The sequence below is a fragment of the Sinomonas soli genome, assembly GCF_054782415.1.
Window position 1 is genome coordinate 278,124 of sequence record NZ_BAAGSN010000016.1, and the last position, 12,688, is coordinate 290,811.

Here is a 12,688-nt window from a genome sequence, read left to right on the forward strand (position 1 = left end):
CCTCATCCCGCCACCGCCCCGCGCACGGCCGCGGCCACCCGCTCGACCTGCCCGTCCGTGATGTGCGGGAACATCGGCAGGGACAGGATCTGCTCCGCGGCTGCCTCCGCAACGGGGAAGTCGCCGGGCGCATACCCCAGATAGGAGAACGCCTCGGTCAGGTGCACCGGAGTCGGGTAGTGGATGCCGGTGGAGATCCCGGCCTCGGCCAGCGCCGCCTGGAGCCGCGCGCGCCGCCCCTCGGGGACGCGCACCACGTAGAGGTGCCACACATCCTCGTTGCCGGGCAGGCTCCGCGGCGCCCGCACCCCGGGGACCCCCTCGAGGAGCGAGGAGTACCGCAGTGCCGCCGCCCGGCGTCGTGCGTTCCAGCCATCGAGGCGGCGCAGCTTCGCCCGCAGTACCACGGCCTGGACGGCGTCGAGCCGCGAGTTGCAGCCCACCGCCTCGTGCACGTACTTCACCCGGCTCCCGTGCCCCGCGAGGAGTCGGACACGGTCCGCGAGGAGGCCGTCATGGGTCGTCACGGCGCCGGCGTCCCCGGCGGCGCCGAGGTTCTTGCCCGGGTAGAAGCTCGTGGCGGCGATGTCGCCGAGGGACCCGGCGCGGCGCCCGAAGCGTCGCGCGCCCTGGGACTGCGCCGCGTCCTCGACCACGGCGGCGCCGCACGCCACCGCGATCGGGAGCAGCTCCTCCACGGGCGCGACCTGTCCGAACAGGTGGACCGGGACGATGGCCTGCGTTCTAGGACCCACCGCCCGGTCCACCGAATCTGCGTCGATCAGGAGGCTCTCCGGATCGACGTCGACCAGCACCGGCCGTGCGCCCGCCCGCACCACGGCCTCGGCTGTGGCCACGAACGTGTTCGCCGGCAGGATCACTTCCCCGCCGGGGCCTACGCCGACGGCGCGCAGGGCGAGCTCGAGAGCGTCCGTGCCATTCGCGACGCCCACGCACGCCCTGGTCCCGGCAAACCGCGCGTACTCCTCCTCGAACGCCGCCACCTGGGGGCCGCCGATGAAGGAGCCCGTCGCGAGGACCTCGAGCACGTCGGGCACCACGTCGGCCGCGATCTCCTGCTGCTGCGCGGCGAGGTCCACGAAGGGCACAGCGGGCGCGCCCGCCCTCGCTTCGGCTGTCATCGCTCCCCCTCCCCCGCCTGAGCGGCGGTCTCGTCCGACGCCGGACCCTGGCGCGGCGGGGGCGGGATCTGCCGCGCGGGCACCCCCACCCAGGTCTGCCCGTCCGGGACATCGGCCACGACGGCCGCGCCCATCCCGACGACGGCGTGCGCCCCGATCCGGACGTCCTGCCGGATGCTGCAGTTCATGCCCACGTAGGCGGCGCGCCCGACCTTCACGGATCCGCCGAGGGTCGCGCCCGCGGCGAAGGTCGCGAAGTCCTCGACGACGTCGTCGTGGGTGAAGGTCACCTGCGGCATGGCCACCACGTGGCTGCCGATCTGCACGGCGGTCGTCATCACCACATTCGCGAGCAGGATGCTCCCCTCCCCCACGGAGCACCCCTCCGGCACGGTCACGCTCGGATGGATGATCGTCGCGTAGCGGTTCTGGGACACGCCGAGGCCGCCGAGCCGCCGCACGATGTCGGCGCGCACGGACCCTTTGCCGGCGCAGACCACGAGCCGCACCGAGGGGTAGTCCCGCACGTCCTCGAGGCGGCCCAGGATGTGCGCTCCGTCCAGCACGGTGCCGGTGCGGGCCGGGTCGTCGTCGACGAGCCCGAGGATGTCGTAGGTGCTGCCGTCGCGGACGGCCGCCATGACCTCGCGGGCGAGCCCGCCGGCTGCTGCGAGGAGGAGCTCCGTCATGTCCGCGCCACCGCCGCGGCCGCCCGCACGGCGTCGGCCACCCGCTCGACGCCCTCGGCGCCGAGCTCGTGGTAGAGCGGCAGGATCAGGGTGCGCGCAGTGAGTCGCTCGGTCGCGGGCAGCGGGGCGCGCAGGGGTGCCCCGGCGTAGGCCGGCTCGAGGTGCGCGGCCATGATCCCCGGCCGGGCGGAGATCCCCTGCTCGGCGAGGGCGTCCAGGAGCTCGTCCCGCGTGAGCGGGAACTCCTCGCCGACCTCGGCCCACAGCGACTGGAAGTTCGACTCCCCGTCCTCGGGGTCAGCGACGAGCCGCAGCCCCGGGACGTCGGCGAGCGCCGCGCGGTACAGTGCCGCGAGCTCGCGGCGCCGGGCCACCATGGCGCCGAGCCTGCCCAGCTGGACGAGCCCCACCGCAGCCTGCAGGTCGGTCATCCGGAAGTTGTAGCCCACCTCGGTGTAGGACTCGGAGGGCGCCCGGACGGAGCCGTGCCGGTCCGCCGCGGACAGGCTCGCGGCGTGCTGGCGCAGGTGCCGCGCGCGCTCGGCCCACTCCGCCCGGCCGGTGGTGAGCATGCCGCCCTCACCGGTGGTGAGCAGCTTGCGAGGGTGGAAGGACCAGGCGGCGGCGTCGGCGAACACTCCCACCGGCAGGCCGCGGTAGAGGGAGCCGGCGGCGCACGCGGCATCCTCGATGAGCGTGAGGCCGCGGGCCGCGCACAGCCGCGCGATGGGGGCGACGTGGGCGGGCATCCCGCCCTGGTCGACCACGACGACGGCGGCCGTCCGGGGGCCCAGCACCGCCTCGACGGTCTGGGCGGTCACGTTCCCGGTCACGGGGTCGACGTCGGCGAACACCGGCTCGGCGCCCACGTACCGGGCGGCGTTGGCGGTGGCGATGAAGGAGAACGACGGCACGACCACCTCGTCCCCGGGCCCTAGGCCCGCGACGACGAGGGCGAGGTGCAGCGCCGTTGTGCAGCTCGAGGTGGCGACGCCGTGCGCGGCCCCCTGCGCGGCGGCGAACGCGGCCTCGAACTCGGCCACCCGGGGACCCTGGGCGAGCCACCCGGAGGCGATCACCTCGGCGACCGCCGCGGCCTCCTCGGGCCCCACCCACGGCTGCATGACGTTGATGCGCCCGCTCATGACGCCGCCAGGACTCGGGCGGCGGCGATCTCCTCGCGCAGGGGGCGCCACCAGGCGACGAGCCGGCGCAGGCCCTCCTCGAGCGGCATCTGCGCGCGGAACCCGAGGTCCCGCTCGGCCGCGGCCACGTCGGCGAGGCGGCGGGCGACGCCGTTGACCCTGCGGGCGGGCCCGAACTCGACCGCCAGGTCCGAGTCCATGGCGGCGAGCAATGCGACCGCGAGGGCGAGCAGGCTTGTCTCGGTGCCGCTGGCCACGTTGTACACGCCCTGGCAGACCGAGGACTCGGCGGCGCTGATGTTGGCCCTCGCGACGTCCTCCGTGTAGACGAAGTCCATGGTCTGCTGTCCGTTGCCGAACACGAGCGGCGGCCTGCCGTCGGCGATCCGTTCCATCCACCGCACGAGCACCTCGGTGTAGAGCCCGTGGACGTCCATCCGCGGGCCGTACACGTTGAAGTAGCGCAGGGCCACGTAGTCGAGGCCGTACATGGCCCGGAAGCTCCTGGCCATGCCCTCGTTGAAGCTCTTGGCCGCGCCGTAGAACGTGTCGTTGTTGTGGTGGTGGTGGCGCTCGCCCGTGGGGTACTGCTCGGCCGCGCCGTACACGGACGCGCTCGAGGCGAGCACCACCTTGTCCACGCTGTGCTGGGCGGCGGCCTCGAGCACCGTGAAGGTGCCGTCCACGAGGACCTCGAGTGCGAGGCGGGGCTCCTCCGCGCACTGGGTGATGCGGATGGCGGCCTGGTGGAAGACGAGGTCCTTCTCGACGGTGAGGTCATGGACCAGGTCTCGGTCCCGCAGGTCGCCCTCGACGAGCCGCACGCGGCCTGTGGCGATCGCGTGGTCCAGATTCGCCAGGCGCCCGCGGACCAGGTTGTCGAGGACGTCGACGTGCTCGACGCCCGCGTCCAGCAGCTGGTCCACGATCGTCGACCCGATCGTGCCGGCACCTCCCGTGACGAGCACGCGTGCCCCCGCGAGGACGGTCATGACCCGGACTCCTGGGCCGCGGCGCTCTCGACGAGCGGACTCCGGTGCGCGTGGCCGGCAAGGTCGACGATGCTGGCGTCCTTCGCCCCCCCGCCAGATGCGCCATCGATCGCCGCCACCGCCGCCTGCGCGCCGCCGTGGGCCACACTGCGGCTCGAGGCCTCGAGGATGCCGAGCACGCGCAGCGCGGACTCTCCGCTCGTGGCCGGCGAGCGCCCCGCGCGGATCGCGCCGGCGAATTCGGCGACCATCGATCCGAGGGCCTCGCGCTCGGGCAGCGCCGGCGACCACGTGTCGCCGAGCCGGTAGGAGACCGCGGCGTCGCGCCGCTCGAGGCCGCCCCGCGGGCCCTTGCGCGGGAGCTGGACCCCGCGGTCGTACACGCTCAGCCGCTGCTGCGGATTCAGGTCGTCCCACACGAGGGTGCGCCGGGTCCCGCCGATCACCATCTGGCGGATCTTGGTCGGGCTGAGCCAGTTCACGTGGATGTGGGCCATCGCGCCGTCAGGCAGGTCGAAGGTGAGGTGGCCCACGCAGTCCCGTCCGGTGCCGAGCGGATCGGCGCCGTGCGCCGAGACTGCCTCCGGGGACAGGCCCTCGGGGAGCACGTAGTCCAGGATCGAGAGGTCGTGCGGGGCGAGGTCCCAGAAGACGTTCACGTCCGGCTGGATCAGGCCGAGGTTGATGCGGACCGAGTCGATGTAGAGCAGGTCGCCGAGGTCACCGTCGAGGATGATCTCGCGGATCTTCTGCACCGCCGGGGTGTAGCAGTAGGTGTGGTCGGCCATGAGCACGAGCCCGTGCGCATCGGCCTCCCGCACGAGGTCCGCGCCCTTCTCCCAGGTGTCCGCGAGCGGCTTCTCGATCAGCACGTGCTTGCCGGCGGCGAGCGCGGTGAGCGCCACGCCGTGGTGGGTCCTCGCCGGGGTGGCGATGGCCACGGCGTCGGCCTCGACCGTGTCGAGCGCCTCGTCCAGCGAGGGGAAGGCGGGGGCACCGTAGGGCGCACCGAGCACGGCGGCCTTCGCCACGTCGAGGTCGCAGACCGCGGTCAGCTCCCAGTCCGGCGAGCGGCCGAAGTTGCGGGCGAGGTTGGGTCCCCAGTAGCCGGCTCCGACCACGACGACGCGCAATGTGCTGCCGTGCCGGCCCTCGGCGAGCCCCCTCAGCTGGGCCAGCGGATGTCGAACATCTCCCATGGTGTCCCCTTGCTAGATCATGTGCGTTGACGGAAGTTGGCGGAAGCTGACAGAAGTCGGCGGAAAGGGTGGGGCGCGGCGCTGCCTCAGTAGGCGCCGGCCGGTGCGACCACGGCGCGGAGCGTGCGCCAGAGGATCATGAGGTCGCCCGTAAGGGACCAGTTCTCGACGTAGTAGAGGTCGAGCCGCACGGCGTCGTCCCATTCGAGGTCCGAGCGGCCGCTGATCTGCCACAGGCCGGTGATGCCGGGCTTGATGAGCATCCTGCGGTGGGTGTAACGCTCGTAACTGCCGACCTCCCGGGCCAGCGGCGGACGCGGTCCCACCAGGCTCATCTCGCCGCGCAGGACGTTGAAGAACTGCGGGAGCTCGTCGAGCGAGTAGCGCCGCATCCAGGCCCCGCACCGCGTCACCCGCGGGTCCTCCTTCATCTTGAACAGCACCCCGGCTCCCTCGTTCGCCCCGGCGAGGGCGGCCAGGCGGGCCTCCGCGTCCGGGACCATCGAGCGGAACTTGAACATCGTGAACGGCCGGCCGTCCTTGCCCACGCGCTCCTGCCGGAACATCACGGGGCCCGGAGAGTCGAGCCGGACGATCAGCGCCAGGACCACGAGCACCGGCGCCAGGACGATCACCGCTGCCGCGCCGAGCACGAGGTCCGCGCAGCGCTTCACCACGTGCTTGGTCCCCGAGTACCGCGGGAGGTCGACCTCCATGAGGGGCAGGCCCGGCACGGGACGGAAGTGGATGCGCGGCCCGGCGACGTTGGTCAGGGAGGAGGCGAGGACGAGCTCGGCGTCGTGCTCCTCGAGGTTCCAGCCGAGTTCCCGCACGTACTGGTTGCCGCCCGGTACGGGCCCGGCGACGATCACGGCCCCGGCCTTCTTCGTCGCGACGGTGCGCACCACGTCGTCCGTCGAGCTGAGCACGGGCAGGCGCTCGCCGTCGACCGTCAGGGACTGCCCGCGGCGGCCCCCCGGCAGGATCGCGCCGAGCACGTTGTACGGCGCGCCCTCGCCGGCCGCGATGCGCCGCACCACGTAGCGGACGTCCTCCGGCTCCCCCACCACCACGGCGGGCGTGAGGTACATGCCGCTCTGCCGCTGGCGGTGGAGCCAGCGGCGGCTCAGCGAACGGGTCGCCAGCAGCCCGAGGGTGCCGGTGCCGAGGACGAGGGCCCAGAGGCGCGCGGACAGCACTCCGTCGGTGAGGACGACGACGACCGCGACGAGGGCGAACAGCTGCATCGTGCCGCTGACCACGCGCCGGTACTCGTCCACGCCGATGCCGAGCACGGAGGTGTCCCGGCTGCCGGAGAGGCCGAGGGCGAACGGCCACACGAGGATGAACGCCCAGAGCGCCGCGGCGGGGCCGGGCGGAGGGTTCATGACCAGGACGCCCAGGGGCCCGGCCGCGACCGCCACGAGGGCGTCGGTGACGCGCAGGAACCGCGCGTAGCGGTGGGCCCAGCCCTGGGCCCGCGCGGACCGTGCCATCCGGGCCTCCGCCGCGCTGAGGTCCCGGCGCAGCCGCAGGCCCAGCGCGGACGCCCCGATCCGCTCCCCCAGCCCGCGGGCGCGGGCGGGCTCGAATGCTGCTGATCCCTGGTGAGCTCCAACGGACATGACCCGCTCCTTGCCCTGCCGCGGCCCGGCATCCCGGCACCGCCTCGAACGGAAAGCTTCTGCACACCAGTACACGCGCCGGGCGGAGGAGGGTCACGAGTAGTGAGTACGCGAGCTACTCAGGCCTTTCCCGGGTGCACCCCTTGACCGGTACGCACCCGGTTCGAGGGGCACTACGCGGGTTCGCACTCCCCGCCCACGCGGTCCCGGGCCCAGCTACGTGCCTCGGGCAACGAAACGCACGACGGCGTGCGGCGGCAGAGGCTTTCGTCCCGCCACAGGCCTCCGGCCCGTCCCAGGGGACGGGCCGGAGGCCTGTGATGAGGGGCGGGTACGGAGGCTGTCAGTCCTCGACGGCGGCGCGCAGGTCTTCCCTGCTGCGGATGCCCAGCTTGGCGTAGCTGCGGTGCAGGTGGCCCTCCACGGTGCGCACGGACAGGTGCAGCCTGTCGGCGATCTGGCGGTCGCTGAGTCCCTCGACGGCGAGGTCCACGACGTCCTGTTCGCGCGGGCTCAGACGCAGGGACGCGAGGACGGCCTCCTCGGCCTCCCCCGCCTCGCCGGCCCCGGGAAGCCCCTCGCACGCCCGCGCGGCGGCGCCGGCGCGGCGCGCGGCAACCCTGTCCCCGGAGGCATCGAAGCAGGCCGCGGCGCGCGCGTAGGCGGCGCGGGCCCGCCGGTTCAGGCCGAGCGCCCGGAAGTGGTCCGCGGCCGTGAGGTAGCCCTCGCCGCGCTCGTCCGCCTCGGCGCGCGCCCAGGCGCCCCAGCCGTTGGCCCACGATCCTTCCGCGGCGGCGGCGACCTCCGCGGCCCGCCCCGCCTCGTCCCTGCCCCCGAGCTCGAGGAAGAGCACCCTCGCGATGAGCTCCCATCCGGGCCGGCCCGCGGCACGGTTCCGCTCGGCGATCTCCGTGAGCGCCGCCAGCCCCCTGCCGGGATCGAGGAGCTCGGCCGCTCCGGCACGGTGCATGGCCGCCAGCTCGCGCATGGCCGCGTTGCCCACCTCGGCGCAGGCCTCGGCCCGGGCGAGGTACTCGCGCGCTGCCTCCTCGTCCCCGGCGGCCGCGGCCGCCCACGCGGCAAAGGAGGCCGCGACGGCAAAGAGGCGCAGGGGGTCCATGAGCTCGAGGTTCTCGACGACGTCGCCGAGCATCGGAACGGCCTCGGCGGCCCGGTCGCTGTGGAGCAGCGCGAAGGCCCTGGCGCAGTAGAGGCCCGGGCCGAAGGCGACGATCGGACGGGAACGGACGCCGGTGTAGCCCTCGGACACCTTCACGACGGACCCCCAGTCGCCGCCGAGGACGAGGCCCGAGAGGTAGCGGACGAGCCCGTACTCCTCGAGCGGGAAGTGCTCATCGTCGATCTCGATCTGGGCCAGGACGGAACCGGCCAGGCGCGCGGAGGCGACGTACTGGCCCTGCGCGAGCAGCACCGACCCCTCGAGCAGCGTCCACAGCGCCTGCTCGATCGGGGCGGAGGGGGTCGCATGCACGGTGCGCTGCTCCTCTGCGAGCGCAGCCTCGACGGCGGCCACGTCCCCCCGCTCGTCGGCGGCCAGGGCCCGCAGGAGCCTGGCCCGGCGGAGGACGGCCTCGCGGGGGCCCGGGCCGAAGACGATGTCGGCCGCCGAGGTGGCCCGCTCCACCGCGTCCGCGGCCCGCTCGAGCCGCGCGGCGTCGTCGTCCATCGCCGCGGTCTCGCCGCGGGCGGCCCGCGCTGCAAAGCCGACCAGCGTCCCGGCCAGGACGTCGTCGACATCGTTCGGGTCCGCCGGGCCGCGGGAGAGGTCCGAGAGGGCGGCGGCCGGATCGCCGAGGTTGAGGTGGGCGCGCGCCGGGATGGCCCGCATGAGGGAGCGCTCGGCCTCGCCCTCGACGAGCGCCGCGGCCCTGAGGCCCAGATCGTTGCGGAAGCGGGAGACCGCGTGGGCGGCGCCCCGTGCCAGTTCGTGGAACGGCGGGATGGCCCCGGTCTCGAGGGCGAGCTCGAACAGCCTGAGCTCGTTCGCGGGCTGGCGGAGGTCGTCCCCGCCCATCGCCGCGGCCCGGCGCAGCAGGTGCAGGCGGCGGGTGGCGGTCGTCATGGCCCTGATCGCGTCCGCGACCAGCGGGTAGCGGAGCCTGACGCTCGCATGGCCCGCGTCGGCCAGCCAGCCGGAGTCCGTGAGCCTGTCGAACACCGCCCGCTCGATCAGGGTGCGGGCGGCCGCGCGGGGCAGCGGCTCGGTGAGGGCGATGAGGGTGAGGGCCTCGCGCTCGGCCGGGGCGAGGGACTCCATCGCGCTGCGCACCGGGGCATCGAGCGCCTGGCCCCTGCTGGCGAACTCGCCGGTGAGGAGCCAGATCCCGCGCCGCTGGACGAGGGTCCCGGCCGCGATCGCCTCCTCGGTGAGCCGCACGAGGTGCAGCGGGTTGCCGGCGCTCAGAGCGTGCAGCACCGCGGCGGCCGTGATCGAGAGCCGTCCGCCGAGGCGCTTCCCGGCCGCGTCCCGGCTCTCCTCGAGGGACAGGGGGCCGAGGTCGAACCGCTCTGCGAGCCCGTCCCGCCACAGGTCAAGGAGGTCTCCGGGGAGCCCCGCCGAGCTGGACGCCGTCGCGAGCACGCGGACCCAGGACGATGCGACCGCCTCGGCGAGGACCCCTGCCGAGTCGTCGTCGAGGTGGTGTGCGTCGTCGAGCACGATCACGATGGGCCGCTCGGCGTGGGCGCCGTCGTCGGGCTCGGAGCCGTGCAGCTCGGCCCAGAGGGCACGCAGGACGCCGACGCGGTCCTGGGCCTCCTCAGGGGTGAGGTGCCTCAGGCACTGCAGGAGCGCCCCGTAGGGGATGTGGCGCAGGCTCTCTCCGGGCGTGATGGCCACGAACCGCACGTCGTCGCGGAGCTGCTCGGTCACCGTCTCGACGAGGTGGGTCTTGCCGGTCCCGGGCTCGCCGGAGACGATGACCGCTCCCGGGAGCCCGCGGCGCAGGGCCTCGACCGTGGCGGCGATGACCGTCTGCTGCGTCGGGGCCAGCCCGTCGGGGGCCAGGGTGTAGTCGCGGCGGTCTCCCCGGGATCCCGGTGAGGCATTCATGATCGTCTCCATCGTCCCCCGTTCCGGGCGCGCTTCCCTCTCAGACAAGGCCAGCCAGTCCGGCACGCGAGCTCACCCCCAGCTTCATGAACACCTGGTACAGATGGCCCTCCACCGTGCGGACCGAGACGCCGAGCTCGTCGGCGATGTCCCGGTTGGAGGAGCCTGATGCCGCGAGGACCGCGATCTGGCGCTCACGCTCGGTGAGCATCGGGGCGGGCGTCTGGGGCACGAGCGGGAGGACCGGCAGCACGCGCGCGAGCCGGTCGAGCCGGGTCTGGGCGAGGCCGGCAGCCACCGAATTCCCCTCGCCCCGGGCGAAGTCGAGGGCGAGTGCGGCGCACCGGGCCTCGACGGCGTCGAGACGGAGGTCGTACGCCTCCTCGGCGGCCGCAAGGAGGGCGGCCACGTCCCTGCGCCGCGTCGCGGAGGCGACGGCGGCGTAGAGGTGGGCGAGGGGACCCTGCCGGTGGTGGGCGAGGCGCTCGATCCACAGGAACTCCCGCTCGCCGCCGACCACGCTCGCCTCGAAGACGGCGGTCCCGGCCGCGCTCATGCGCCCGGCGGCCTCGTCCCGGCCTGCACGGGCGAGCATCGCCGCGGCCCCGTCGCCCTGGCCGAGCCACGTGCGCGCGGCGCCCTCGCAGTGGTCCGCGCACGTCGCCAGCTGCCAGAACATCGGCCCGCGGGCCTTCGCCGCGAGGGCGAGGAATCGCTCCGCCTCGCCCGAGTCGCCGATCTGGGCGTAGGCCAAGGCCGCGGCGGCGTAGGCGGCGCGCAGAGCATTGAGCGCCGGGAATTCCTCGAGCTGGGCCGCCGCACTGAGGACCGGGCCGAGCGCTGCCGAGCCGTGCCCGGCCGCCAGATGCGCGAGGGCGAGGTACAGCTCGGCGATCCCGCCGCGGAGGGTGAGCCTGCGGCCGCCCTTGTCCATGTACTCCTCGAACAGGTCGACGCACCGCTTCCAGTCGCCCGTCGCGGTCCAGACGGAGAACGCCGTCGCCAGGAAGTCGCCCTCATCCGTGCGCCGGGGGGCGGAGAACTCGATTGAGGCCACGAGTCCGGCGGCGTCCATCTCGCGGCCGCACGCGGCCCAGGCGTGCGCGAGGATGAGGGAGCAGCCGCGCCGGAAGCCCTCGCTCCCGTCCGTGTCCCGCGAGGCGCTCTCGAGCCGGGCCAGGATGGGCATGAAGTCCCCGGTGAACGCGCGCACCCTGAACTCCGCGAGGTCGAGCACCTCGGCGGCCGCCCGGACCGGCCCGGACTCCTCGGCGCGCACCGCGAGCCGGTCCCACGCGGCGCGCAGCGGCTCGAGCGCGTCCCCGGCCTCGGGGAGCCAGCACAGCAGCTCCGAGGTGGCCGCTGCGTGCCGCGCGGAGTCCACGGCCTCGAGCGAGGCGAGGACTGCCGGCGGCACCGCCTCGAGGACGGAGAGGGCCTCGTCCCGGCGCTCGAGCATGGCGAGCGCCGCCGCGCGGCGGAAGGCGGCCTCGAAGGCGGGAGGCCCGTCGAGCGCGGGCAGCCTGTCCAGCAGGGCGAGCGCCCGGTCCGGCTCGAAGAGCTCGACCGCCGCAGCAGCGGACTGCAGCACGAGCCCGGGTTCCGGCGCGGTGCCGACCTCGAGCGTCCATTCGACGTAGGAGATGAGCTCGTCGCGGTCCAGCCCGCCGTCCTCGGACGCGCCGCCGAGGGACATGAGCGAGGCGAGCTCGCGGTGGCGGTCCGGCCCGAGCCGGGCCCGGACCAGCTCGGCCATCCGGGGCTCGCGCAGGTAGGCACAGCGGTGCTGGCTCGCGTCGACGGCGATGAGGCCGCGGTCCTCCATGTCGACGAGGACCTCAGAACCGAAAAGGCCCGCGAGGGCCGTGATCGGAACCCTGCGGGCCACTGCGAGCTGCTCGATGACTTCCCTGACGTCCTGGGACTCCCGCGCCCAGCGCGCGCGGATGAGATCGTCTGCGCCCCGGACCGGCTCGGGCCGGACGGAACGGTCCAGGGTCCACACCCCGCCCCGCTGGTGCAGGTTTCCGCGGGCGCGCTCGCGGTGCACGATCCCGTACACCTCGGCGGGGTTGCCGCCGCACGCGTAGTGCACCTCGCCGATGGTCGACGACGCGACCCTGCCGCCCACGATCGCCGCGACGAGCCGGCGCGTCTCAGGCACCCCGATCCTGCCGAGCGCGACCTCTCTGATCCGTCCACCGCGGACGAGGCGGGCGAGGTCCGGCGCGAGGTCGGCGACGGCGGGGGCGATGACCATCAGCCGCGCGGCGCGGCTGAGGACGAGGTGCATCAGCACGGCCACGCAGTCCTCGGCGAGCGGCCCCACGAGGTCGAGGGTGAGCACCACGTCCCGTCCGCCCGCGTCGTCGGCCAGCATGCGCTCGAGGGCCAGGAGCAGGCCGGTGCCCGAGGACGGGGCGGACTTGGGGAGCCTGGCGAGGAGCGGACCGAGGCACGTGGACGGGGCAGACGGCCCGGAGGGTCCGGAGGAGGCCCGCAGGCGCATGGTGTGCACGCCGGGCCCGAGGGAGGAGAGCACGGCGCCCGCGAGGAAGGACTTCCCCACGCCCGGGGAACCCGTGATGACCACACCGAGGCTGGAGTCCTGGGTGAGCGCAGCAACGGCGGCGTCGAGCTCGGACTGGCGCACGAGCGTGGCCCAGTGCCTCCGGTCCGCCTGCCGCTCAGTCGGCGGCGCAGGCGGCGTGCCGGCTGTGCCGGGCGCGTCTGCCAGGCTCGGTATGTTGTTGCCCATCTGTGCCTCCACCTCGGACGTTGGCCCCCAGCCGCCCGAACAGGCACAGCCTACGGCCGCCCTCG

The 12,688-nt window shown here is 74.3% G+C and carries 8 protein-coding genes; all 8 read right to left on the minus strand.

The window, feature by feature from the left end; all coding sequences use genetic code 11:
• Window positions 1–2 precede the first annotated feature (2 nt).
• Complete coding sequence (locus ACYVKZ_RS17105) at window positions 3–1,142, minus strand: DegT/DnrJ/EryC1/StrS family aminotransferase (RefSeq protein ID WP_460993451.1); 1,140 nt, start codon at window positions 1,140–1,142, stop codon at window positions 3–5.
• The gene (locus ACYVKZ_RS17110; protein WP_460993452.1) at window positions 1,139–1,831 is read right to left on the minus strand and encodes an acetyltransferase; all 693 of its coding nucleotides are present in this window, start codon (window positions 1,829–1,831) and stop codon (window positions 1,139–1,141) included. The genes ACYVKZ_RS17105 and ACYVKZ_RS17110 overlap by 4 nt, the downstream gene beginning before the upstream one ends.
• The gene (locus ACYVKZ_RS17115; RefSeq protein ID WP_460993453.1) at window positions 1,828–2,976 is read right to left on the minus strand and encodes a DegT/DnrJ/EryC1/StrS family aminotransferase; all 1,149 of its coding nucleotides are present in this window, start codon (window positions 2,974–2,976) and stop codon (window positions 1,828–1,830) included. The genes ACYVKZ_RS17110 and ACYVKZ_RS17115 overlap by 4 nt, the downstream gene beginning before the upstream one ends.
• Window positions 2,973–3,968, minus strand: a complete 996-nt coding sequence (locus tag ACYVKZ_RS17120; protein WP_460993454.1) for an NAD-dependent epimerase/dehydratase family protein — start codon at window positions 3,966–3,968, stop codon at window positions 2,973–2,975. The genes ACYVKZ_RS17115 and ACYVKZ_RS17120 overlap by 4 nt, the downstream gene beginning before the upstream one ends.
• Entirely contained in the window at window positions 3,965–5,167 is a 1,203-nt protein-coding gene (locus ACYVKZ_RS17125; RefSeq protein ID WP_460993455.1) for a Gfo/Idh/MocA family protein, read from the minus strand. Before ACYVKZ_RS17125 ends, ACYVKZ_RS17120 begins: the two co-directional genes overlap by 4 nt.
• A gap of 86 nt (window positions 5,168–5,253) precedes the next feature.
• Window positions 5,254–6,792: a sugar transferase gene (locus ACYVKZ_RS17130; RefSeq protein ID WP_460993456.1), complete on the minus strand. Its 1,539-nt coding sequence runs from the start codon at window positions 6,790–6,792 to the stop codon at window positions 5,254–5,256.
• A gap of 343 nt (window positions 6,793–7,135) precedes the next feature.
• The gene (locus tag ACYVKZ_RS17135) at window positions 7,136–9,865 is read right to left on the minus strand and encodes a helix-turn-helix transcriptional regulator (protein ID WP_460993457.1); all 2,730 of its coding nucleotides are present in this window, start codon (window positions 9,863–9,865) and stop codon (window positions 7,136–7,138) included.
• Window positions 9,866–9,905: 40 nt separating this feature from the next.
• Complete coding sequence (locus ACYVKZ_RS17140) at window positions 9,906–12,623, minus strand: LuxR C-terminal-related transcriptional regulator (RefSeq protein ID WP_460993458.1); 2,718 nt, start codon at window positions 12,621–12,623, stop codon at window positions 9,906–9,908.
• Window positions 12,624–12,688 lie beyond the last annotated feature (65 nt).

Bases quoted from the DNA above. Each gene is read 5' to 3' on its own strand.
- ACYVKZ_RS17105 (WP_460993451.1), bottom strand. From the start codon at position 1,142: ATGACAGCCGAAGCGAGGGCGGGCGCGCCCGCTGTGCCCTTCGTGGAC.
- ACYVKZ_RS17110 (WP_460993452.1), bottom strand. From the start codon at position 1,831: ATGACGGAGCTCCTCCTCGCAGCAGCCGGCGGGCTCGCCCGCGAGGTC.
- ACYVKZ_RS17115 (WP_460993453.1), bottom strand. From the start codon at position 2,976: ATGAGCGGGCGCATCAACGTCATGCAGCCGTGGGTGGGGCCCGAGGAG.
- ACYVKZ_RS17120 (WP_460993454.1), bottom strand. From the start codon at position 3,968: ATGACCGTCCTCGCGGGGGCACGCGTGCTCGTCACGGGAGGTGCCGGC.
- ACYVKZ_RS17125 (WP_460993455.1), bottom strand. From the start codon at position 5,167: ATGGGAGATGTTCGACATCCGCTGGCCCAGCTGAGGGGGCTCGCCGAG.
- ACYVKZ_RS17130 (WP_460993456.1), bottom strand. From the start codon at position 6,792: ATGTCCGTTGGAGCTCACCAGGGATCAGCAGCATTCGAGCCCGCCCGC.
- ACYVKZ_RS17135 (WP_460993457.1), bottom strand. From the start codon at position 9,865: ATGAATGCCTCACCGGGATCCCGGGGAGACCGCCGCGACTACACCCTG.
- ACYVKZ_RS17140 (WP_460993458.1), bottom strand. From the start codon at position 12,623: ATGGGCAACAACATACCGAGCCTGGCAGACGCGCCCGGCACAGCCGGC.